We start from the raw sequence: 22,635 nt of genomic DNA on the forward strand, positions 1-22,635 counted from the left end.
AATTGTGGGCTGGGCGTTTTCAAGAACGGCCGATACCGAACTCTCGTTGCAGGCCTTGAAGCTCGCGGTGGGACTGCGCAGACCGGGAACCGAGCTGGTGTTCCACTCGGACCAGGGATGCCAGTACACCGCGGATCGTTTCGTGAATTATCTGGCTGAAAAACAGATCGTGCAGAGCATGAGCCGACGTGGAAATTGTTGGGGCAACGCGGTTGTGGAGCGCTATTTCAGATCGCAGAAGCACGACTGGTCACCCGAAAACGGTTACACCAATCACTTCGAGGCAGAGCGCGACGTGATGGACTTCATCGCCCATTACAACCATCGACGCTGTCACTCTGCATCGAACAACCTGCCGCCAGCGATTTTCGAAAAGCTGGCGGCCTAGACTCCTACATAATGGTCCAAAAAAACTGGACCACTACAAGCGCGCTCCTACAGCACGCACATAATGCGTGAGCCTGTTACAACCTCACACTCGCAAACGTCGACTCATTACGCGCCTGGCTCAGCGCAGACAGCGGGCCCGACAGCGGCGCGAGCACCATCGCTTGCGGAATCGGCATCATCGCCACTTGCTGTGCCGTGTTGGAGCCGACGCGTTCGTCACGCGGTGGAATGCCGAAATATTCGCGGTAGCACTTGGAGAAGTGCGGCGTCGAAACGAAGCCGCAGACCGACGCCACTTCGATGATCGACATCGGCGTCTGTTTGAGCAACTGACGCGCACGGATCAGGCGCAGCTTGAGGTAATAGCGTGACGGCGAACAGTGCAGGTATTTCTGGAACAGCCTTTCCAGCTGACGCCTGGACACCGAGACATACACCGCGAGTTCGTCGAGGTCGATCGGCTCCTCAAGGTTCGCCTCCATCAGGGCGACGATCTCCTGAAGCTTCGGCTGATTAGTGCCGAGCATGTGTTTGAGCGGCACGCGCTGATGATCCTGCTCATTACGGATACGCTCGTAGACGAACATTTCCGAGATTGCAGCGGACAGTTCACGCCCGTGATCGCGGCTGATCAGGTGCAGCATCATGTCCAGCGGCGCCGTGCCGCCCGAACTGGTGAAGCGGTTGCGATCAAGGGTGAACAGGCGAGTGCTCATGGCAACGCGCGGGAAAGCTTCCTGCATCGCGGCCAGACATTCCCAGTGCACGCTGCAATCGAAACCATCGAGCAGGCCCGCGCAGGCCAGTGCCCAGCTGCCGGTGCAAACGGCGCCAAGGCGGCGGGATTGACGCGCCTGACTCTGCAGCCAGCTCACATGTTCGCGCGTGACCGTGCGCTGAATGCCGACGCCGCCGCAGACGATCACGGTGTCGAGCACCGGCGCCTTGTGCATGGCCGCGTCAGGGGTGATTTGCAGGCCGTCGCTGGCCCAGACCTGGCCGCCGTCGACGCTCAGTGTGGTCCAGCGATACAGCTCACGGCCAGAAAGCTGGTTAGCCATACGCAGTGGCTCAACCGCTGATGCAAGGGAAATGAGTGTGAAATTGTCCAGCAGCAAAAAGCCGATGGATTGAGGCGCACGGTTCTGGGGTTGTGCCCCGGAGTTGAACGAAGTCATCACGGTATCTCCTCACACGAAAAGCGGTTGATGGCCCCAAGAAGAGGCTCTTGTTGTTTGCTCTCATCAGTGGAGAGCTTTGTTATTGCAACGCAAATGCCATGCCTAAACTTGAATGCGCATTCAATAAACCCTGATTGCGACGTCGCGATGCGTCTATTCGGGAGCGACATGAGCGTTCGATTAGCGACCTGCTGAACGCAAGGCCTTGTAAACAGTGGGCGGGCTGAGCAATTCAGTAGCACTTTTGTGAAGTGCCCAAATGCCAGCACGAGCTGGAGTGTCACCGCATGCACAGGTGACAGGCGGCGCAGCGGATAACGCCGGTGTGGCATGGCTTTGCGCCATGTCCGGCGGCCTCCGCGCCAAAAGGTAGCGGCGGGATCGAAACGTGAGCGAAAAGCGAGCAGCGCCGTGTTGCGAGGATGTTCCGCCCCCATGATCAACGACGGGCACGAGCCCTTGGTGAGCAGGCTCACTCCCAGCTATCACGCGGCGTGACGCCGCTCGCCAAAACACCAAAATCCCCTGTGGCAGCGCGCATGCTCGGGGCCGCCATCTGACGAAGTCTGATTTCCAGACGCTGCATCTCCACCGCATACACCGGCCTTTTCCCGGCTGAAGCCGGTCCTACAGACGCTGCAAGTTTTTCGTAGGACCGGCTTCAGCCGGGAAGGCATCGGGTATTACTCCGCTGATCAAGAGGGGATTAAAGACAGTTGGCTCACTCCCATGGGTTGGCCGTTGCCAGTCATCGCTGCCTACGACGCAAACCCTGTGGGAGTGAGCTTGCTCACGAAGGCGTCAGATCAGGTGCCGCCGAGTCAACGCCTCAACATTCAACCGCACTGACCGCCAATCCGCCGCGCGAAGTCTCTTTGTATTTGTCGTGCATGTCCGCGCCGGTGTCGCGCATGGTGCGGATGACGCGATCCAGGGAGATGAAGTGTTTACCATCCCCGCGTAACGCCATCTGCGCAGCGTTGATGGCTTTCACGGCAGCAATCGCGTTGCGTTCGATACAGGGCACCTGAACCAGACCGCCGACCGGATCGCAGGTCAGGCCAAGGTTGTGTTCCAGACCGATCTCGGCGGCGTTGCACAGTTGCTCGGGAGTGGCCCCGAGGATATCCGCCAGCCCCGCGGCTGCCATGGCGCATGCCGAGCCGACCTCGCCCTGACAGCCGACTTCAGCCCCGGAAATGGAGGCGTTCTTTTTGCAGAGAATGCCGATCGCCGCCGCGCCGAGGAAGTAATCCACCACGTTCGCTTCACTGACTTCATCACTGAACTTCACGAAGTAATGCAGCACGGCAGGAATGATCCCCGCTGCGCCGTTGGTGGGCGCCGTCACCATGCGCCCGCCTGCGGCGTTTTCTTCGTTGACCGCCAGGGCGAACAGGTTGACCCACTCCATTGCGCTCAACGTCGAGCCAATGACATTGGGTTTATTGAGTTCTTGAAGGCTGCGATGCAGACGCGCCGCTCGACGGCGTACATTCAGCCCGCCTGGCAAGATGCCCTCTTCTTTCAGGCCATGCTCGACGCAATCCTGCATGGCCTTCCACAAGCGCATCAGGCCGGCGCGGATCTCCTCTTCATTGCGCCAGACCTTTTCGTTGGCCATCATCAATTCCGACACGCGCAGATTATTTGTCTCGCACAGCATCAGCAGCTCATCAGCGCTGGAAAAATCGTAAGGCAGTACCGTGTTGTCGGCATCGAGAATGCCACTGGCGGCCTGCGCCTCGTCAACGACAAATCCTCCGCCGACCGAGTAATACGTGTCGCGAAACGCCTCGCCACGTGCATCGAATGCAATTAGCGTCATGGCGTTGGGGTGATACGGCAGGTTTTCGTCGAGCAGCAACATGTCGCGCTGCCACACGAAGGCGACCGGATGATCGCCGTTGAGCATCAGCGTGTCTGTTTCGCGCAGCTCTGCGATGCGCTGGCCGATCTGCGATGGATCGATTGCGTCAGGCCACTCGCCCATCAGTCCCATGATCACTGCGTTGTCGCTGCCGTGACCGACGCCGGTTGCCGACAACGAGCCATACAACTGCACTTCGATGCGCGTGACCGACGCCAGCTGGCCACGCTCGCGCAGCCCTTGCACGAATAACGCCGCTGCACGCATTGGCCCCACGGTATGAGAACTGGAGGGGCCGATACCGATCTTGAACAGGTCGAAAACGCTGATAGCCATTAACCGCAAACCTCCGCAAAACAGGGTTCCCGGCGCGCCGCGCGGCCGGCGACGGAACTGCTACGCTGAAGCTGTCATCCGTCGAGATGGCGGCATCATCAGCCTTTTATCTCGAAGGGCGGCGTCTCACACCGACTCACTCATGTCCACGAACGTCGCCGCTGCACATGCGCGCGCAGGAGCCGACTCGCCAGAAAGAAGCCTCACTGTTTTCGACACTTTTTGCCGCATAGACACTCGAAAACCGGTCGGCGGACGGGGAAAAAATCTGTAAGCGACGTCACTGACACTGGATACGACCCCCTATGTACTGGTTACGACGCACCCTGTAGGCGTTTGTTTTTCCCTGTTACATGATCGTTAACGACTCAATCGCCAGACGCAGTGATAGAGCTGTTTTCCCCCTTGACTCGCCGACACCAGAAAACGCGTCAGCCTCGGCTGATGACGAGAAGAAAACACCTAAGGAGTCCAACCATGAAAGGTTCACAAAAGCTGTTGCTGGGCGTTGTGCTGAGTCTGCCCGTTCTGGCTCAGGCCGCAGAGCCCGCCGCTTGCAAGATGGTCAATTTTTCTGACGTAGGCTGGACCGATATCACTGCGACGACCGCTGTCACCAGCGTGGTGCTGCAGTCGCTGGGTTACAAGACCAAAACCACCATGATTTCCGTGCCCGTGACCTACAAGTCGCTGGCCGATGGCAAGAACATGGACATCTTCCTCGGCAACTGGATGCCGACCATGGAAAACGACATCAAGGCCTATCGCGATGCCGGCACCGTTGAAACCGTCCGCGCCAACCTTGAAAACGCCAAATACACCCTCGCCGTTCCGCAAGCCCTCTACGACAAAGGCCTTCACGATTTCGCCGACATCGTCAAATTCAAGAAAGAGCTCGACGGCAAGATCTACGGCATCGAGCCCGGCAACGACGGCAACCGCCTGATCCAGAGCATGATCGACAAGAATGCCTTCGGCTTGAAAGACGCAGGCTTCAAGGTCGTGGAATCCAGCGAAGCGGGCATGCTGTCGCAAGTCGACCGCGCCACCAAACGCAACACCGACGTCGTGTTCCTGGGCTGGGAACCGCACCCGATGAACACCCGGTTCAAAATCCAGTACCTGACCGGGGGCGACGATTTCTTCGGCCCCAACTTCGGCCAGGCGACGGTCTACACCAACGTGCGCAAGGGCTACACCACCGAGTGCGCCAACGTTGGCCAACTGCTGAAGAATCTGTCCTTCACCTTGCCGATGGAAAGCTCCCTGATGGGCAACATTCTGGACGACAAGATGAAGCCTGATGCCGCAGCCAAGGCATGGCTGAAGAAGAACCCACAAGTACTCGACACCTGGCTGGCAGGTGTGACCACAGTGGACGGTAAACCTGGCCTGGAGGCCGCAAAAGCCGAGCTGACGAAGTAACTCGACACGCAGGCGGGTACGCCCGCCTGTTGTCCTCATTTCATCCCGCACGCGGACAACCGATATCATGCTGACTGATCACAAAATCCCCCTAGGCCAGTACATTGCAGGCTTCGTTGACTGGCTGACGCAACATGGCGCCAGCACGTTCGACGCCATCGCATCGTCGCTGGAAACCATGATCCACGGACTGACCTCGGGTCTGACCTGGTTCAACCCCTTCGTCCTGATCGGCCTGATAGCTCTGCTTGCCCATTACATCCAGCGCAAATGGGGCCTGACCGCCTTTGTCGTCATTTCCTTTCTGCTGATCCTGAACCTGGGTTATTGGCAGGAAACCATGGAGACCCTCGCGCAAGTGCTGTTCGCGACCCTGGTCTGCGTGGTCATCGGTGTGCCGCTGGGCATTGTTGCCGCGCACAAGCCGATGTTTTACACCTGCATGCGCCCGATCCTGGACCTGATGCAGACTGTCCCGACTTTCGTGTACCTGATCCCTACCCTGACCCTCTTCGGGCTCGGTGTGGTTCCTGGTCTGATTTCCACGGTGGTGTTCGCGATTGCCGCACCGATCCGTCTGACCTATCTGGGCATCTGCGACGTACCGCAGGAATTGCTCGACGCCGGCAAAGCCTTCGGCTGCTCCCGTCGTCAACTGCTTTCCCGAATCGAACTGCCTCACGCCATGCCCAGCATTGCGGCCGGTATCACTCAGTGCATCATGCTGTCGTTGTCGATGGTGGTGATTGCGGCACTGGTGGGCGCCGATGGCTTGGGCAAACCTGTGGTCAACGCACTGAACACTGCTGATATCGCACTGGGCTTCGAAGCAGGCCTTGCGATCGTATTGCTGGCGATCATGCTCGACCGTATCTGCAAACAACCCGACGCTAAAGTGAGGGCCGACGCATGAGCATCATCAAATTCGACCAGGTAGACGTCGTCTTCTCCAAAGACCCGCGTGAGGCTCTCAAGCTGCTGGATCAGGGCCTGACGCGGCCAGAAATCCTGAAGAAGACCGGACAGATCGTTGGCGTCGAAAAAGCCAGCCTGGAAATCAACAAGGGCGAAATCTGCGTGCTGATGGGCTTGTCCGGGTCAGGCAAATCCAGTCTGCTGCGCTGTATCAACGGCTTGAACACCGTCAGCCGCGGCTCGCTGTTCGTGGAGCACGAAGGCAAACAGATCAACATCGCCAACTGCACACCCGCCGAACTGAAAATGATGCGCACCAAGCGCATCGCCATGGTGTTCCAGAAGTTCGCCCTGATGCCGTGGCTGACGGTTCGCGAGAACATCAGCTTCGGTCTGGAAATGCAGGGCCGTCCCGAGAAAGAACGCCGCCAGCTGGTTGACGAGAAACTCGAACTGGTCGGCCTGACCCAATGGCGCAACAAGAAGCCCGACGAGCTCTCCGGCGGCATGCAGCAGCGCGTCGGTCTGGCCCGTGCGCTGGCGATGGACGCCGACATTCTGCTGATGGACGAGCCGTTCTCCGCGCTCGACCCGTTGATCCGCCAAGGCCTGCAGGACGAGCTGCTGGCACTGCAGAAGAAACTGAGCAAGACCATCGTGTTCGTGAGCCACGACCTGGACGAAGCGCTCAAGCTCGGCACGCGCATCGCGATCATGAAAGATGGCCGGATCATCCAGTACAGCGTGCCGGAAGAAATCGTGCTCAACCCGGCGGACGAATATGTGCGTACGTTCGTGGCCCACACCAACCCGCTCAACGTGCTGTGCGGCCGCAGCCTGATGCGCCCGATCAACGATTGCACGCGCATCAACGGCTCCCAGGTCTGCCTGGATCCGGGCGACGATTCCTGGATCGACCTGGCCGACGGCAACACCATCAAGGGCCTGCATCAGCACGGCGCGGCTGTTGATCTGCAAAGCTGGGAACCGGGGCAGTCCGTGGAAAACCTGGGCCGCAAACCGACGGTCGTGCATTCGGACATCGGCATGCGCGAGGCGCTGCAGATCCGCTACCACACCGGCAACAAACTGGTGCTGCAAGAGAACAACCAGCTGGTCGGCATCCTGGGCGACAGCGAGCTGTACCACGCGTTGCTTGGCAAGAATCACGGTTGATCGCGACACACGCTTAACGCAATACCTCTAGCAGATCTGATCTGATCGTTCCCACGCTCCGCGTGGGAATGCATCTCGGGACGCTCCGCGTCCAACGGTATGACGCGGAGCGTCAGGGGCGGGATTCCCACGCAGAGCGTGGGGAACGATCAGCACAGATGATCGACTTCGGCCTCGCAGACGCTGCCATTCACAACCTTTCCGCACGCCCATGGTTTTTTGTTGATTGAACGTTCAATTAAAAAGCACTAGACTGAAGGCCGTTTTTCAGTCCTTCACGATCACCCGGCGAGCCAAGGAGACTCACAGATGCCCAAGGTCGGTATGCAACCCATACGCCGTCAACAGCTGATTCAGGCCACCCTTTCGGCGGTCGATCAGGTCGGCATGGGCGACGCCAGCATTGCACTGATCGCCAAGCTGGCGGGCGTCTCCAACGGCATCATCAGTCACTACTTTCAGGACAAAAACGGCCTGATCGCAGCGACCATGCGCCATCTGATGAACGCGCTGATCATCAATGTCGCCGAGCGTCGTCAGGCGCTGACCGATGACAGCCCTCGCGCTCATCTGAAGGTGATCATCGAAGGCAACTTCGACGCCAGCCAGGTCAACGGACCGGCAATGAAAACCTGGCTCGCCTTCTGGGCAACCAGCATGCATTCGCCTTCGTTGCACCGCTTGCAACGGATCAACGATCACCGCCTGTATTCAAACCTGTGCTGCCAGTTCCGCCGCGTCCTGCCACTGGATGACGCACGCACCGCAGCACGCGGCCTGGCGGCGCTCATCGACGGTTTGTGGCTGCGCGGCGCGCTGTCGGGCGATGCGTTCGATACCGAACAGGCGCAACAGATCGCCTACGAATACATGGATTTGCAACTGGCAAAAGCGGCGCGCTGCTCCTGATAGACGGCAGGCCGCCGAATAGAGATCGGCACTGCGCACGGCGCACCCGATCAACGCCCATCACAGACAACTGCGAGGACTTTATGGCCCGTTTCGAATTGCAAAAACTCTACATTGACGGTGGTTACGTCGACGCCAGCAGCGACGCGACCTTTGAAGCCATCAACCCCGCCAACGGCGAAGTCCTTGCCAAGGTTCAGCGCGCGACCGAAGCCGACGTCGAGCGCGCTGTGGTCAGCGCCGAGAAAGGCCAGAAGATCTGGGCCGCCATGACCGCCATGGAGCGTTCGCGCATCCTGCGCCGTGCCGTTGACATCCTGCGCGAGCGCAACGACGAACTGGCCGCGCTGGAAACCCTGGACACTGGCAAATCCATTTCCGAAACCAAATACGTCGACATCGTTACCGGCGCTGACGTGCTTGAGTACTACGCCGGTCTGATCCCGGCCATCGAAGGTGAGCAGATTCCGCTGCGCGACACTTCGTTCGTCTACACCCGCCGCGAACCACTGGGCGTGACCGTCGGCATCGGCGCGTGGAACTATCCAATCCAGATCGCCTTGTGGAAATCCGCGCCTGCGCTGGCAGCCGGTAACGCAATGATCTTCAAACCCAGCGAAGTCACCTCGCTCACGACCCTGAAACTGGCCGAAATCTACACCGAAGCAGGCGTTCCAGACGGCGTCTTCAACGTCCTGACCGGCAGCGGCCGCGAAGTCGGCACCTGGCTGACCGAGCACCCGCGCATTGAGAAGATTTCGTTCACGGGCGGGACCGATACCGGCAAGAAAGTGATGGCCAGCGCCTCCAGCTCCTCACTCAAGGAAGTGACGATGGAGCTGGGCGGCAAATCGCCGCTGATCATTTTCGAGGACGCCGATCTGGATCGCGCCGCCGACATCGCGATGATGGCCAACTTTTACAGCTCGGGTCAGGTCTGCACCAACGGCACCCGCGTCTTCGTGCCGAGCGCGTTGAAGTCCGCCTTCGAAGCCAAAATCATCGAACGCGTCAAGCGCATCCGCGTCGGCAACCCGCAGGACGACAACACCAACTTTGGCCCACTGGTGAGCTTTGCGCACATGGAAAGCGTGTTGGGCTACATCGCCAAAGGCAAGGAAGAAGGCGCCCGTCTGTTGATCGGCGGCGATCGCCTGACCGAGGGCGAGTTCGGCAACGGCGCCTTCGTCGCCCCGACCGTTTTCACCGATTGCCGCGACGACATGACCATCGTCAAAGAAGAAATCTTCGGCCCGGTCATGAGCATTCTGAGCTACGACACCGAGGAAGAAGTGATTCGCCGCGCCAACGACACCGATTTCGGCCTTGCCGCCGGCATCGTGACGCGAGACCTGAACCGCGCTCATCGCGTGATTCATCAGCTCGAAGCCGGTATCTGCTGGATCAACGCCTGGGGCGAGTCCGACGCGAAGATGCCGGTCGGCGGCTACAAACAGTCGGGCGTGGGCCGCGAAAACGGCATCAGCTCGTTGGCGCAGTACACCCGGATCAAATCGGTACAGGTCGAGCTGGGCGATTACGCCTCGGTGTTCTGACCCGCCTCACTCCTACAGTCGAACGCAATCATTGTAGGAGTGAGCTTGCTCGCGAAGGCGTCGGTACATCTTGCATCTCTGCTGACTGATCCGCCGCTATCGCGAGCAAGCTCACTCCTACAGGTCCCGAGGCCAGTTCGGCTGGCGCATTAGCATGGGGTGCAAGGGGTCGAGCATGCCTATTGCTCCCCCCTGCTTCTCTCGACCGCCCACTTTCTGAAGAGGGAGCATCTTCAATGTCCCAAGAATTCGATTACATCATCATCGGCGCAGGCTCGGCCGGTAACACCCTGGCAGCCCGTCTCACCGAAGACCCGGGCGTCACTGTTCTGCTGCTCGAAGCGGGCGGCCCGGATTACCGCGCCGACTTCCGCACCCAGATGCCGGCCGCGCTGGCCTTCCCGCTGCAAGGCCGTCGCTACAACTGGGCATACGAAACCGAGCCAGAGCCGCACATGAACAACCGTCGCATGGAGTGCGGCCGTGGCAAGGGCCTGGGTGGCTCGTCGCTGATCAACGGCATGTGCTACATCCGTGGCAATGCGATGGACTACGACGGCTGGGCGAAAAACCCAGGACTGGAAGACTGGTCCTATCTCGACTGCCTACCGTACTTCCGCAAGGCGGAAACCCGCGACATCGGCGCCAATGACTTTCACGGCGGCGATGGCCCGGTCAGCGTGACCACGCCCAAAGCCGGCAATAATCCGCTGTTCGCGGCGATGGTCGAAGCGGGCGTGCAGGCGGGGTATCCGCGTACCGACGACCTCAACGGTTACCAGCAGGAAGGCTTCGGTCCGATGGATCGTACGGTCACGCCATTCGGCCGCCGCGCGAGTACGGCGCGCGGTTATCTGGACGAGGCCAAGAAGCGCTCGACCCTGACCATCGTCACCCATGCCCTGACCGACCGGATCCTGTTCGACGGCAAGCGCGCCGTAGGCGTGGCTTATCTGGTGGGCGACAGCGACACCCGCATTGAAGCCCGCGCGCGCAAGGAAGTCTTGCTGTGCGGCGGCGCGATCGCTTCGCCGCAGATTCTTCAGCGCTCCGGCGTGGGTCCCGCGGCGCTGCTGCAAAAGCTCGATATCCCTGTGGTTCACGACCTGCCGGGCGTTGGCGAGAACCTTCAGGACCATCTGGAGATGTACCTGCAATACGCCTGCAAGGAACCGGTTTCGCTGTACCCGTCGCTGCTGTGGTGGAACCAGCCTGCCATCGGTGCTGAATGGATGTTTCTGGGCAAGGGCATCGGCGCCAGCAACCAGTTCGAAGCCGGCGGGTTCATTCGCTCGCGCAAGGAATTCGAGTGGCCGAACATTCAGTATCACTTCCTGCCCGTTGCGATTAATTACAACGGCAGCAAGGGCGTGCGTGAACACGGCTTTCAGGCCCACGTAGGCTCGATGCGCTCGCCGAGCCGCGGCCGTGTGCAACTGAAGTCGAAAAATCCGCGCGAGTACCCGAGCATCCTTTTCAACTACATGTCCACCGAACAGGACTGGCAGGAATTTCGTGACGGCATCCGCCTGACCCGCGAAATCATGCAACAGCCTGCGCTGGACAAATATCGTGGTCGCGAAATCAGCCCGGGCATCGAGGTGCAGACCGATGAGCAGCTGGATAAATTCGTCCGCGAGCACGCCGAGACGGCGTATCACCCGTCCTGCTCCTGCAAGATGGGCAACGACGAGATGGCCGTGGTCGATGGTCAGGGCCGCGTGCATGGAATGGAAGGCCTGCGCGTAGTGGACGCCTCGATCATGCCGCTGATCACGACCGGCAACCTCAACGCGCCGACCATCATGATTGCCGAGAAGATCGCCGACAAAATCCGCGGCCGCGCGCCCTTGCCGCGCAGCACCGCGAAGTACTACGTGGCAGGCGATGCGCCGGTGCGTGGCACGCCGATGCGGGAGATTGGCCACACAGCCTGAGGAGGACGCGCACTCGTAGGAGTGTGGCTTGTCCCGCGATCGGCGGGGAACCCGTCGTAAAATCGGCAAACTCGGTGTACCAGGAAAACCGCATTTGCAGAGTTTGCTGCCGGTTCCCCGCAGATCGCGGGACAAGCCACGCTCCTACAGTGCGGGAATTCACGTCCCGCCGCAGGGCTCAAGCGCGCTATGATTCGGACCGTTGCCTGTCCGAATCGCCAAGGAGCTTTCCTGCATGTTCGACTTTTCCGCTCACCTCAAGCAGCGGTTCGCAGCCCTGCGCAGCGGCGCTCAGTTTTTCTCTCTGCGTTACGTCAAACAGACCAGCCAACACCTCTCGGTGCGCAAGAACATCGCCGAACCGCCACACCTGAGTACCGACGAAGGCGCGATGCTGACGGTGCGCATCAACGGCGTCGAGGCGTACGCCGCCACCAACGACCTCTCGCAACGCGGCCTGCAGGCGGCTCTTGAGCGCGCTGAAAATCAGGCCCGGATGCTGGCCTCACACGCTCTGCTCGATCTGAGCGACCAGCCTGTCGCCACCAGCTGCGCGGATTATCTTTCACCCAATCTGAACAGCGCCTTTCCATCGTTGAGCGACTGCTACGCACTGCTTGGCAGTGAGTCCGCCAACGTTCCGCATGACGAACGTCTGGTGAACTGGCAGGTCAGTCTGGGATTGGAAAACGTCGAGCAGATCTACCTCAACAGCGCCGGAGCGCAGATCCGTCAGGCGCACCGTTTTGTGTTTCCCGGGCTGAGCGTGACCGCATACGACGGCCAGGACAGCCAGACCCGCAGCCTGGGCCGCGAGAATTTCGGCCAGCAGGGCGGCGCGGAAGTCATCGACGCTTGCGGCATCATCGGTGCTGCGAGGCAGGTCGCCGATCAGGCGTTGCAACTGATCATGGCGCCCAACACGCCCACCGGCCCGCGTGATTTGCTGTTGCTGCCCGATCAGATGATCCTGCAGATTCACGAATCCATCGGCCATCCGCTGGAGCTGGACCGCATCCTGGGCGACGAGCGCAATTACGCGGGCACCAGCTTCGTCAACGTCAGCGATTTCGGCAGCCTGCAATATGGCTCCAGCCTGCTTAACGTGACGTTCGATCCCGACATTCCCGAACAGCTCGCCAGCTACGGTTACGACGACGATGGCACGCGCGCCAGCAAGCAATTTCTGATCAGGGACGGCATTCTCGAACGGCCGTTGGGTGGCGCGCTGTCGCAGTACAGATCCGGCGTGGAAGGCGTCGCCAACAGCCGCGCGTGCAGCTGGAACCGCGCGCCGATCGATCGCATGGCCAACCTCAACATCGAGCCGGGCGACCAATCGATGGAGCAATTGGTGAGCGGCATCGAGCACGGCATCCTAATGAGCACCAATCGCTCCTGGTCGATCGATGACGCGCGAAACAAATTCCAGTTCGGCTGCGAATGGGGTCAGTTGATCGAGAACGGCGAGATCAAGGGTGTGGTGAAAAACCCGAACTACCGCGCCATTTCCGCGCAATTCTGGCGCAGCCTCAGCGCGGTCGGCGATGCGAGCACATCCAAGGTGCTCGGCACGCCGAACTGCGGCAAGGGCGAGCCCAATCAGGTGGTTCGCGTGGGCCACGCTTCGCCAGCCTGCGTATTCGCCAATGTCGACGTTTTCGGAGGTGACGCCTGATGTCCCATCAAGATCAATTCCATGCACTTGCCAACGGGTTGAGCGCTGCCATCACATTCGAAGAGCGCTTCACGCTCAGCTACAACGCCGAAGCGTCGGATTTCATCCGTTTCAACCACGGCAAGGTCAGGCAGGCGGGGCATGTGCAGCAGGCCAGCGTTTATTTCAAGCTGATCGCCAACGGTCGCCACGCCAATCTGGACCTGACGCTGTCAGGCGAAAGCGACGTGGATCAACAGCGTTTGAAGCAAGCGCTCGAGCAACTGCGCGAAACCCTGACGCTCCTGCCGCAAGATCCTTATCTGTCGCTCAACGACGAGCCGTGGCACAGCAGCAACGTGCAAGACACGCCGCTGCCGGACAGCGCACAGGTGGTGGACCGCATCGCGCAACTCGGCGAAGGGCTCGATCTGGTCGGCATCTATGCGGCAGGTCCGATCTACCGGGGTTTCGCCAGTTCCAGCGGCGCGCTGGGCTGGCATCAGGCCAACAGCTTCAACTTCGACTGGTCCCTGTTTCATGAAAACGGCCAGGCGGTGAAAGCCAACTACGCCGGTCACCAATGGGACGACGAGGCATTTACCCGCCGCTTTGCGCTGGCTCGCGAGCAACTTGAGTTTCTCGGTCGCCCGGCGCACAAGCTTGCGCCCGGCCAATACCGCGCTTATCTCGCTCCGGCTGCGCTGGAGGAAGTCATCGGCATGCTCTGCTGGGGCGGCTTTTCAGCCCAGTCGCTGGCCAACAAAACCAGTCCGCTGCAACGGTTGTACGACGCTCATGCCGCGTTGAGCCCTCTGGTGAGTCTGGACGAGCAGGTGACCGGTTCGTTGTCGCCGGCGTTTTCCGGCGAAGGGTATCGGCGCTCCGATCTGTCGCTGGTGGCGGATGGCATCGCCAGAGACCGGCTGATCGATTCCCGCAGCGCTGCCGAATATGGCCTTGTCGCCAACGGCGCAGGCTGGGGCGAGTCGCCCAGCGCGCTGAGCATGAACGGTGGCGCGCTGGCGCTGGACGACGTGCTCAAGGCGCTTGGTACCGGGCTGTACATAAGCAACCTCTGGTACCTGAATTTCTCCGACCGCAACGCCGGGCGCATGACCGGCATGACCCGATTTGCAACCTTCTGGGTCGAAGACGGCAAGATCAAGGCGCCGGTAAGCACCATGCGTTTCGACGACAGTATCTTCAGCCTGCTGGGCGACTCGCTGGAACAATTGACGGCGCAAAGGGAACTCATCCTGTCGACGAGTACCTACAGTCAACGTCAGACAGCCTCGAATCTGCTGCCGGGAGCGCTGATCAGCAAGCTGACACTGACGCTGTAGCCAGACGCAATCCATATAGGTTTGAGCTTGCTCGCAATAGCGCAACGTCAAGTGCTGCTCGTGGGCAGACAGAACGCTCTCGCGAGCAAGCTCACGCCTACAATGATCGACACAAAAGGACCTCGAACTTCATATGCCGACCTCGACGCCGCAGTTGGACGCCCGAACCTTGCGCTGGATGCCTTGGGTCATCGCCATCGCCTTTTTCATGCAGAGTCTGGACGGCACGATTCTCAACACCGCCCTGCCTTCGATGGCAGGTTCGCTGTCGGAAGATCCGCTGCGCATGCAGTCGGTGATCATCGCGTACATGCTGACCATCGCGCTGCTGATTCCAGCCTCGGGCTGGATCTCCGACCGTTTTGGCATCAAGCGCATATTCTTCAGCGCCATTCTGTTGTTCAGCTTCGGTTCATTGCTGTGCGCGGCGTCCAACTCACTTGGCATGCTGGTCGCCGCCCGCGTGGTACAAGGCCTGGGCGGTGCCTTGATGATGCCGGTCGGGCGGCTCATCGTGCTGCGTGCCTATCCGCGGACCGAACTGGTGCGCATCCTGAGTTTCATCACCATGCCTGCGCTGCTCGGCCCGCTGCTGGGTCCGACGGTCGGCGGCTGGCTGGTGGAATACCTGAGCTGGCACTGGATTTTTCTGATCAATATTCCGGTCGGGATTCTGGGCTGCTTCGCCGTGCGCAAGTTCATCCCCGATCTGCAAGGCGGCGGCCGTACCCGTTTCGATCTGGTAGGTTTCGGGCTGTTCGGCGCATCGATGGTGCTGATCACCATCGCCCTGGAAGGTCTGGGTGAGCTGCATCTGCCGCACCTGCGCGTCGTGATGCTGCTGTTCGGCGGGATGGCTTGTCTGGCGGCGTACTGGCTGCGCGCGGGCCATGTCGAGGCGCCGCTGTTCTCTGCCTCGCTGTTCCGCACGCGCAGTTTCGCGGTGGGCATCATGGGGAACCTGTTCGCCCGCCTGGGCAGCGGCGCTTTGCCGTTTCTCGTGCCGCTGATGCTGCAAGTCGCCTTGGGTTATTCGCCGTCCCACGCCGGGATGAGCATGATCCCGCTGGCGCTGGCGGCGATGTTTGCCAAGCCGCTGGCGACGAGGGCCATCGAGCGACTGGGCTACCGCATCGTATTGACCGGCAACACCCTGTTGCTGGGCATCTTGCTTGCGAGCATGGCGCTGGTGAGCGCCGACACGCCCTACTGGTTTCTGCTGATTCATCTGGCCCTGCTGGGCGGCGTCAACTCGCTGCAATTCTCGGCGATGAACGCGGTGACGCTCATTGACCTGGACGACGCCAGCGCCGCCAGCGGTAACAGCCTGCTGTCGGTGGTGGCGCAGCTGTCGCTGAGCCTTGGCGTGGCGTGTGCGGCGGCGTTGCTGGGTGGTTTCACCGATGACGTGTCGACAGGCGAGGTCAGCAGTGTGCTGGGCGCCTTCCAGCTGACGTTCCTTTGCGTGGGTGTGCTGGCGATGCTGGCTGCTTCGATCTTCCTGCAACTGTCACCACGCATGCCCCCGGAAAACCCGCCGCGCAAGCCACAGACCGAGCCTGAGATCGAGGCGTGATGCACGTCCGGGGTAACAACGAACACCTGTGGGGGCGAGCTTGCTCGCGAAGAGGCCGGTACATCCGCCGGAGCTTCGGTGGCTGAGACTCAGCATTCGCGAGCAAGCTCACTCCTACAGGTTTTGTGCCCGGCAGACTGCCGAGATCTGCACATTAATTCCCTCACCATTTATCGCCCCCAGCCCCAAGCCGGGGCCTGCGACCTGATACACTGCGCGACATTTTGTTTTGCAGGCCCGTCCCGTGACTAACACCGCTTTCAACACGCTGCCCCTTTCCGCCGCCATGCTGGCTAACCTGGAGTCCCTTGGTTATGCCCAGATGACGCCGATTCAGGCGCAGAGCCTGCCGGTGATTCTCAAGGGCATGGACCTGATCGCCCAGGCCAAGACCGGCTCCGGCAAGACCGCGGCCTTCGGCATCGGCCTGCTGAACCCGATCAACCCGCGTTACTTCGGCTGCCAGGCACTGGTGCTGTGCCCGACACGAGAACTGGCCGATCAGGTGGCCAAGGAAATTCGTCGTCTGGCCCGGTCCGAAGACAACATCAAGGTGCTCACCCTCTGCGGTGGCGTGCCTTTCGGCCCGCAGATCGGCTCGCTGGAGCATGGCGCGCACATCATCGTTGGCACACCCGGCCGCATCCAGCAGCACCTTCGCAAGGGCTCGCTGGTGCTGGATGGCCTGAACACACTGGTTCTCGACGAAGCCGACCGCATGCTCGACATGGGCTTCTACGACGCCATCGCCGACATCATCGAGCAGACGCCTGAGCGTCGTCAGACCTTGCTGTTCTCGGCCACTTACCCGGTCGGCATCAAGCAACTGGCCTCCAAATTCATGCGCGATCCGCAGACCGTGAAGGTCGAGGCGCTGCATGCCGATAGCCAGATCGAGCAGATTTTCTATGAAATCGCGCCCGAGCAACGTCTGGAAGCGGTGGTGAAGGTTCTCGACCATTTCCGTCCACAATCCTGCGTGGCGTTCTGTTTCACCAAACAACAGGTTCAGGAAGTGGTCGATCACCTGTGCGCCAAAGGCATGTCGGCAGTCGGCCTGCACGGCGATCTGGAGCAGCGCGATCGCGATCAGGTATTGGCGATGTTCGCCAACCGAAGCACGTCTGTATTGGTGGCGACTGACGTGGCCGCTCGCGGCCTGGATATCGATGCCCTGGACATGGTGATCAACGTCGAGCTGGCCCGTGACTCCGAAATCCATATTCACCGCGTAGGCCGTACCGGCCGTGCAGGCGAGACCGGTATCGCGGTCAGCCTCGTTGCCCCAGGTGAAAGCCAGCGTGCGCGGGCTGTCGAAGCACTGCAGAAGGCGCCGCTGAACTGGCAGCAATACGACCAGTTGACGCGCAAAGAGGGCGGCAAGCTGCTCCCGCCGATGACAACGCTGTGCATTGGCTCGGGTCGCAAGGACAAGCTGCGCCCCGGCGACATTCTCGGCGCACTGACCGGCGAAGCGGGGATTCCCGGCGCCCAAGTCGGCAAGATCGCGATCTTCGATTTCCAGGCCTACGTGGCCGTTGAGCGCAGCATCGCCAAACAGGCACTGGATCGCCTGAACAACGGCAAGATCAAGGGCAAGTCGTTGCGGGTGCGGATTCTCTAAAACCACCTGAATACCCCCTGATCGTTCCCACGCTCTGCGTGGGAACGCATTGTGCGACGCACCGCGTCGCCTGGACGCAGAGCGTCCGGGACGGCACTCCCACGATCATGTTTCGATATTCCCCCAGAGGACACCGCTTTGCCCGTTACTGACGTTGTGATCATCGGCGCCGGCGCCGCAGGTTTGATGTGCGCATTCACAGCTGCCAACCGCGGCCGCAAGGTCATGCTGATCGATCACGCCAATAAACCCGGCAAGAAAATTCTCATGTCGGGCGGCGGGCGGTGCAACTTCACGAACATGTACACCGAGCCAGCCAACTTCCTGTCGCAGAACCCGCACTTCTGCAAGTCGGCGCTGGCGCGCTATACCCAATGGGACTTCATCGCGCTGGTGGGCAAGCACGGCGTGCCGTATCACGAGAAGAAACTCGGCCAGCTGTTCTGCGATAACAAGTCGAGCGACATCCTAGGCCTGCTGCTCAGCGAATGCGATGACGCCGAGGTGAGCCTGCACATGGACACCTCCGTGCAGACCATCGAGAAGACCGAAAGCGGTTATCGGCTGGAAACCACGCTGGGTGTCATCAACTGCGAATCTCTGGTCATCGCCACCGGCGGGCTGTCGATCCCGACGCTGGGCGCAACCGGTTTCGGTTATCAGGTCGGCAAGCAATTCGGCCACACCCTGCTGCCGACCCGCGCCGGGCTGGTGCCATTTACCATTACCGACCAGCTCAAAGAGCTGTGCACCGAACTGTCCGGCACGTCGGTCGATTGTCTGGTGAGCTGCAACGACACCAGTTTTCGCGAGAACATCCTGTTTACGCATCGCGGTCTGAGCGGGCCAGCCATTCTGCAGATCTCATCGTTCTGGAACCCGGGCGATACGGTGGAAATCAATCTGCTGCCCGATCACGACGCTCATGAATGGCTGAGCACTCAGCAAGCGGAACGCCCGAACAGCGAGCTGAAGACATTGCTGGGCGAGCTGTTCACGAAAAAGATGGCCAACCTGATTGCCGAGCAGTGGTTCGTGTCCAGGCCCATGAAGCAGTACACCCACGCCGAGCTTGCCGACATCGCCGGGAAGCTGTCGAACTGGCAGGTGGTGCCGGCGGGCACCGAAGGTTATCGCACCGCAGAGGTCACGCTGGGCGGCATCGATACGCGCGAAGTGTCTTCCAAAACCATGGAATCGCTGAAATCGCCCAAGCTGTACTTCATCGGCGAAGTGCTGGATGTCAGCGGTCATCTCGGTGGCTTCAACTTCCAGTGGGCCTGGGCGTCCGCGTACGCGGCAGCGCAGTTTGTCTGACGTTCACCTTTTTGGCTGACAACGTAGCAACCCGCATCTCGACAGCATGCACCAGCCTCTTCCCGGCTGAAACCGGTCCTCCAGACGCTGCGAGCCTTTCGTAGGACAGACTTCGGCCGGGAAGGCGTCGGGTGTCACGCCATGGGTCGAAAGGGGGCGTTAAAGACAGTCGGCTCACTCCCACCGTTGTGTGCTTGAGCGACAACTTGCCCCCAGACTCGCGGAATAAATTTTGCTAAGCGGATGTACAGCACGCATCCGGCGCTGTACATATCCGTCAGCAGAATCAATCGCGAACAGGGCCGTCAGCGTTCATGGCATCGAAATCGTTGCGCAATACCTTCCGCCGCCTGTGGGCGCTGGACAAATTTTCCTACAGCGTCAGGGTGTTCATCGCGCTGACCGGCAGCATGGCGCTGTGTTGGTACCAGAACGAAATGTCGCTGCTGATCCCGCTTTTCCTCGGGGTCATTGCCAGCGCACTGTCCGAGACTGACGACAGCTGGCAAGGCCGCCTGAACGCGCTGGCCGTGACGCTGGTGTGTTTCAGCATCGCAGCACTCTCCGTGGAGCTGCTGTTCCCCTACCCCGTCGTCTTCATCTGCGCGTTCGCCCTGGCGGCGTTCTGCCTGACCATGCTGGGCGCTCTGGGTGAGCGTTACGGCGCCATCGCCTACGCCACGTTGATTCTCTCGGTCTACACCATGATCGGCGTGGATCAGCGCGGAGGCGAAGTCACGGATTTCTGGCATGAGCCGATGCTGCTAGTGGCTGGCGCTGCGTGGTACGGCCTGCTGTCGGTGTTGTGGCAGATGCTGTTCTCCAACCAACCGGTGCAGCAAGCGCTGGCGCGGCTGTTTCGCGAGCTCGGCCTCTACCTCAAGCTCAAGTCCGACCTATTCGAGCCTATCCGTACGCTGGATGTCGAGGCCAAACGTCTGGAACTGGCGAAACAGAACGGCAAGGTCGTCGCCGCGCTCAACGTCACCAAGGAAATCATCCTCAACCGCGTCGGCAGTGGTCGTCCCGGCTCAAAGGTCAGTCGTTACCTGAAGCTGTACTTCCTCGCCCAGGACATCCACGAGCGCGCCAGCTCGTCGCACTATCCCTATAACTCGCTGGCCGAGGCCTTCTTCCACAGCGACGTGCTGTTCCGCTGTCAGCGCCTGCTGCGCCAGCAAGGCAATGCCTGCCGCGATCTGTCGATTTCCATTCAGCTGCGCCAGCCGTTCATCTACGACGACAGTTTCGCCCACGCGCTCGACGACCTGCGCGCGTCCCTCGAACACCTGCGCATTCAAAGCAATCCCGCCTGGCGCGGCCTGCTTCGCTCCCTGCGTGCACTGGCGAACAACCTCGGCACGCTGGACCGCCTGCTCAGCGATGCCAGTAATCCCGATGCCCTGGCCGATGCGACTGACAGCAGCCTGCTCGACCGCTCGCCGCGTAACCTCAAGGATGTCTGGACCCGGCTGCGCCTGCAGCTGACGCCCACGTCGCTGCTGTTCCGCCACGCGCTGCGTCTGCCGCTGGCGCTGGTGATCGGCTACATCATGGTGCATCTGATTCATCCTTCGCAGGGCTACTGGATCATCCTGACCACGGTGTTCGTGTGCCAGCCAAGCTACGGTGCAACCCGGCGCAAGCTCGGGCAACGCATCATCGGCACGGCGATCGGCCTCACGGCGGGCTGGATTCTGTTCGACCTGATCACCACGCCGGTGCTGCAATCGATGTGCGCAGTGCTTGCCGGGGTTGTGTTCTTCGTCAATCGCACCACGCGCTATACGCTGTCGACCGCGGCGATCACGGTGATGATCCTGTTCTGCTTCAATCAGGTCGGCAACGGCTACGGCCTGTTCCTGCCGCGGCTGATGGATACGCTGCTGGGCAGCCTGATCGCGGGTCTTGCGGTGTTCCTGTTCCTGCCCGACTGGCAAGGTCGCAGGCTCAACAAGGTGCTGGCCAATACGCTGTCCTGCAACAGCATCTATCTGCGCCAGATCATGCAGCAGTATGCGCAGGGCAAACGCGACGATCTGGCCTATCGCCTCGCCCGACGCAACGCCCACAACGCTGACGCCGCGCTCTCGACGACGCTGGCGAACATGCTCATGGAGCCGGGCCATTTCCGCAAGGAAGCCGATGTGGGCTTCCGCTTTCTGGTGCTCTCACACACGCTGCTGAGCTATCTGTCGGGACTTGGCGCGCACCGGGAAACCCAATTGCCCAGCGAAGTACGCGAGCAGTTGATCGAAGGGGCTGGCGCGAGTCTGGCGTCGAGCATCGACGAGATTGCCCAGAGCCTGGCCATGCGCGAGCCGGTGGCCGTGCACAGCGATGCAGAGGAAGCGCTGGCCACCGAGCTTGAGCAAATGCCGGAAGAGATCGATGAGGGGCAACGTCTGGTGCAGACTCAACTCGCGCTGATCTGTCGCCAGCTCGGTCCGCTGAGAACGCTGGCGGCGCATTTGATCAAAGAGCCTGTGAAAGAACCTGCAATCACAGACCGTGCAGCTTGAAGAGCGTGTCGTAGGAGCCATCGGCTTTCATAGCGGCGATGGCCTTGTCGAAGGCCGCGACAATTTTCTCGTGATCGGGATGTTTCAGGCTGACAAGAATGTGCAGGCTGTTTTCACTCAATGAGCGGGGCAGAAATTCGACGCTGTCCCGCACCTCTGCCGGCTCGTGACTGAGCGCGAACCGCGCCGCGTATTCATCCTCCACAGTGAGTTCTACCCTGCCCGCCACCAGCATGCGCACGGCGGTAGAAAAGCTTGCCACCGGGACTTTCTTGAGCAGAGCATCGGCATCGAATTCAGGCGAATAAGCGTAGCCGCGCACCACTGCGATGGAATGTGGATGCAGCTGAACGAGGTCTTGAAAATCGACGTTGGCGTCCTTGCGCTTGATGAAACGCAACCGGTTGATCAGGTACGCCTGCGAAAACTGCCCGATCAAGGTGCGATCCTCGCTGTACCAAGCGTTGATCAGCACGTCGTACCGCCCCTCGCTCACTCCGTGAACAGCTCTGGCCCAAGGCACTTGTTCATATTCGGTGGCGTAACCGGCGCGGGCAAATGCGGTCTGGATCAGGTCCGTGGAAAGCCCTCCCTTGAGCAGCGAGGTATCTGAGTAAGGGGCCCAGGCGTCGCCGGCCAGGCGCAGCTTTTGCGCCCATGCCTGATCCGCGATCAGCAGCATTCCCAGCAAGGCCATGGCTCGAAGCAAACGCGGCATGCTCAAGATCCTTAGGCAGACGGATTGCCTGCAATTTTCAGCTGCGATAACGCGGCACGGTGACATCCCTGATGCGAGCGACGGGCACGTTGATCAGCCCGGCAGAAAAGCGATTACGGTAATAGCAAGTGGCCTCCATTGAAGACCTCTTCGGCACTTTCCACAACTTATATGAAGGCG

16 protein-coding genes are annotated in these 22,635 nt (G+C 60.6%); 13 read left to right on the top strand and 3 right to left on the bottom strand.

Annotated elements, in window-relative coordinates:
* Positions 1–388: integrase core domain-containing protein (locus QRN36_RS02335; RefSeq protein ID WP_285422654.1), on the top strand; the 388-nt coding region annotated here is incomplete at its 5' end.
* A gap of 76 nt (positions 389–464) precedes the next feature.
* On the opposite strand, the gene QRN36_RS02340 is transcribed toward QRN36_RS02335, so the two are convergent.
* Both QRN36_RS02340 and QRN36_RS02345 read right to left on the bottom strand, forming a co-directional pair.
* On the bottom strand, positions 465–1,568 hold the full coding sequence (locus tag QRN36_RS02340; protein ID WP_093465236.1) for a GlxA family transcriptional regulator: 1,104 nt from the start codon (positions 1,566–1,568) through the stop codon (positions 465–467).
* An 832-nt stretch (positions 1,569–2,400) separates the two neighbouring features.
* Entirely contained in the window at positions 2,401–3,777 is a 1,377-nt protein-coding gene (locus QRN36_RS02345) for an L-serine ammonia-lyase (protein WP_285422655.1), read from the bottom strand.
* Between the two features lie 477 nt (positions 3,778–4,254).
* Here QRN36_RS02345 and QRN36_RS02350 point away from each other — a divergent pair, with 477 nt between their 5' ends.
* From QRN36_RS02350 to yccS, 12 genes are all read left to right on the top strand, one after another.
* Entirely contained in the window at positions 4,255–5,202 is a 948-nt protein-coding gene (locus tag QRN36_RS02350; protein WP_285422656.1) for a choline ABC transporter substrate-binding protein, read from the top strand.
* Positions 5,203–5,266: 64 nt separating this feature from the next.
* Positions 5,267–6,115, top strand: a complete 849-nt coding sequence (choW, locus tag QRN36_RS02355) for a choline ABC transporter permease subunit (RefSeq protein ID WP_177182163.1) — start codon at positions 5,267–5,269, stop codon at positions 6,113–6,115.
* A complete protein-coding gene (gene choV / locus QRN36_RS02360) occupies positions 6,112–7,293 on the top strand; it encodes a choline ABC transporter ATP-binding protein (RefSeq protein WP_093465246.1) in 1,182 nt (393 codons plus the stop codon). Before choW ends, choV begins: the two co-directional genes overlap by 4 nt.
* A gap of 309 nt (positions 7,294–7,602) precedes the next feature.
* Entirely contained in the window at positions 7,603–8,202 is a 600-nt protein-coding gene (gene betI / locus QRN36_RS02365) for a transcriptional regulator BetI (protein ID WP_285422657.1), read from the top strand.
* Between the two features lie 83 nt (positions 8,203–8,285).
* Positions 8,286–9,758, top strand: coding sequence for a betaine-aldehyde dehydrogenase (gene betB / locus QRN36_RS02370; protein WP_285422658.1), 1,473 nt, complete (start codon positions 8,286–8,288; stop codon positions 9,756–9,758).
* A 236-nt stretch (positions 9,759–9,994) separates the two neighbouring features.
* Positions 9,995–11,695 (top strand): choline dehydrogenase, encoded by a 1,701-nt coding sequence (betA, locus tag QRN36_RS02375; protein WP_285422659.1) that lies wholly within the window; start codon positions 9,995–9,997, stop codon positions 11,693–11,695.
* Between the two features lie 235 nt (positions 11,696–11,930).
* Positions 11,931–13,373, top strand: a complete 1,443-nt coding sequence (locus tag QRN36_RS02380; RefSeq protein WP_285422660.1) for a TldD/PmbA family protein — start codon at positions 11,931–11,933, stop codon at positions 13,371–13,373.
* On the top strand, positions 13,373–14,698 hold the full coding sequence (locus tag QRN36_RS02385) for a TldD/PmbA family protein (RefSeq protein WP_285422661.1): 1,326 nt from the start codon (positions 13,373–13,375) through the stop codon (positions 14,696–14,698). The genes QRN36_RS02380 and QRN36_RS02385 overlap by 1 nt, the downstream gene beginning before the upstream one ends.
* Before the next feature lie 133 nt (positions 14,699–14,831).
* The gene (gene mdtD, locus QRN36_RS02390) at positions 14,832–16,274 is read left to right on the top strand and encodes a multidrug transporter subunit MdtD (RefSeq protein ID WP_285422662.1); all 1,443 of its coding nucleotides are present in this window, start codon (positions 14,832–14,834) and stop codon (positions 16,272–16,274) included.
* Between the two features lie 244 nt (positions 16,275–16,518).
* Positions 16,519–17,898: an ATP-dependent RNA helicase DbpA gene (gene dbpA, locus QRN36_RS02395; protein ID WP_285422663.1), complete on the top strand. Its 1,380-nt coding sequence runs from the start codon at positions 16,519–16,521 to the stop codon at positions 17,896–17,898.
* Positions 17,899–18,036: 138 nt separating this feature from the next.
* Complete coding sequence (locus QRN36_RS02400) at positions 18,037–19,215, top strand: NAD(P)/FAD-dependent oxidoreductase (protein WP_285422664.1); 1,179 nt, start codon at positions 18,037–18,039, stop codon at positions 19,213–19,215.
* A 314-nt stretch (positions 19,216–19,529) separates the two neighbouring features.
* Positions 19,530–21,737 carry a YccS family putative transporter gene (gene yccS / locus QRN36_RS02405; RefSeq protein ID WP_285422665.1) on the top strand — a complete coding sequence of 736 codons (2,208 nt, stop codon included), beginning with the start codon at positions 19,530–19,532 and terminating at the stop codon, positions 21,735–21,737.
* Here the strand turns inward: yccS and QRN36_RS02410 are convergent.
* Positions 21,718–22,455: an ABC transporter substrate-binding protein gene (locus tag QRN36_RS02410; RefSeq protein ID WP_285422666.1), complete on the bottom strand. Its 738-nt coding sequence runs from the start codon at positions 22,453–22,455 to the stop codon at positions 21,718–21,720. The two genes, yccS and QRN36_RS02410, sit on opposite strands and share 20 nt — an antisense overlap.
* Positions 22,456–22,635: the final 180 nt, after the last annotated feature.

This window comes from Pseudomonas sp. efr-133-TYG-103a, from assembly GCF_030209235.1.
GTDB lineage: Bacteria > Pseudomonadota > Gammaproteobacteria > Pseudomonadales > Pseudomonadaceae > Aquipseudomonas.

Excerpts from the sequence above, each read along its gene's own strand:
- QRN36_RS02345 (WP_285422655.1), bottom strand. The coding sequence starts at position 3,777 with ATGGCTATCAGCGTTTTCGACCTGTTCAAGATCGGTATCGGCCCCTCC.
- QRN36_RS02410 (WP_285422666.1), bottom strand. The coding sequence starts at position 22,455 with ATGCCGCGTTTGCTTCGAGCCATGGCCTTGCTGGGAATGCTGCTGATC.
- yccS (WP_285422665.1), top strand. The coding sequence starts at position 19,530 with ATGGCATCGAAATCGTTGCGCAATACCTTCCGCCGCCTGTGGGCGCTG.
- QRN36_RS02385 (WP_285422661.1), top strand. The coding sequence starts at position 13,373 with ATGTCCCATCAAGATCAATTCCATGCACTTGCCAACGGGTTGAGCGCT.
- QRN36_RS02380 (WP_285422660.1), top strand. The coding sequence starts at position 11,931 with ATGTTCGACTTTTCCGCTCACCTCAAGCAGCGGTTCGCAGCCCTGCGC.
- betB (WP_285422658.1), top strand. The coding sequence starts at position 8,286 with ATGGCCCGTTTCGAATTGCAAAAACTCTACATTGACGGTGGTTACGTC.
- mdtD (WP_285422662.1), top strand. The coding sequence starts at position 14,832 with ATGCCGACCTCGACGCCGCAGTTGGACGCCCGAACCTTGCGCTGGATG.
- betA (WP_285422659.1), top strand. The coding sequence starts at position 9,995 with ATGTCCCAAGAATTCGATTACATCATCATCGGCGCAGGCTCGGCCGGT.
- betI (WP_285422657.1), top strand. The coding sequence starts at position 7,603 with ATGCCCAAGGTCGGTATGCAACCCATACGCCGTCAACAGCTGATTCAG.
- QRN36_RS02340 (WP_093465236.1), bottom strand. The coding sequence starts at position 1,568 with ATGACTTCGTTCAACTCCGGGGCACAACCCCAGAACCGTGCGCCTCAA.
- choV (WP_093465246.1), top strand. The coding sequence starts at position 6,112 with ATGAGCATCATCAAATTCGACCAGGTAGACGTCGTCTTCTCCAAAGAC.
- QRN36_RS02350 (WP_285422656.1), top strand. The coding sequence starts at position 4,255 with ATGAAAGGTTCACAAAAGCTGTTGCTGGGCGTTGTGCTGAGTCTGCCC.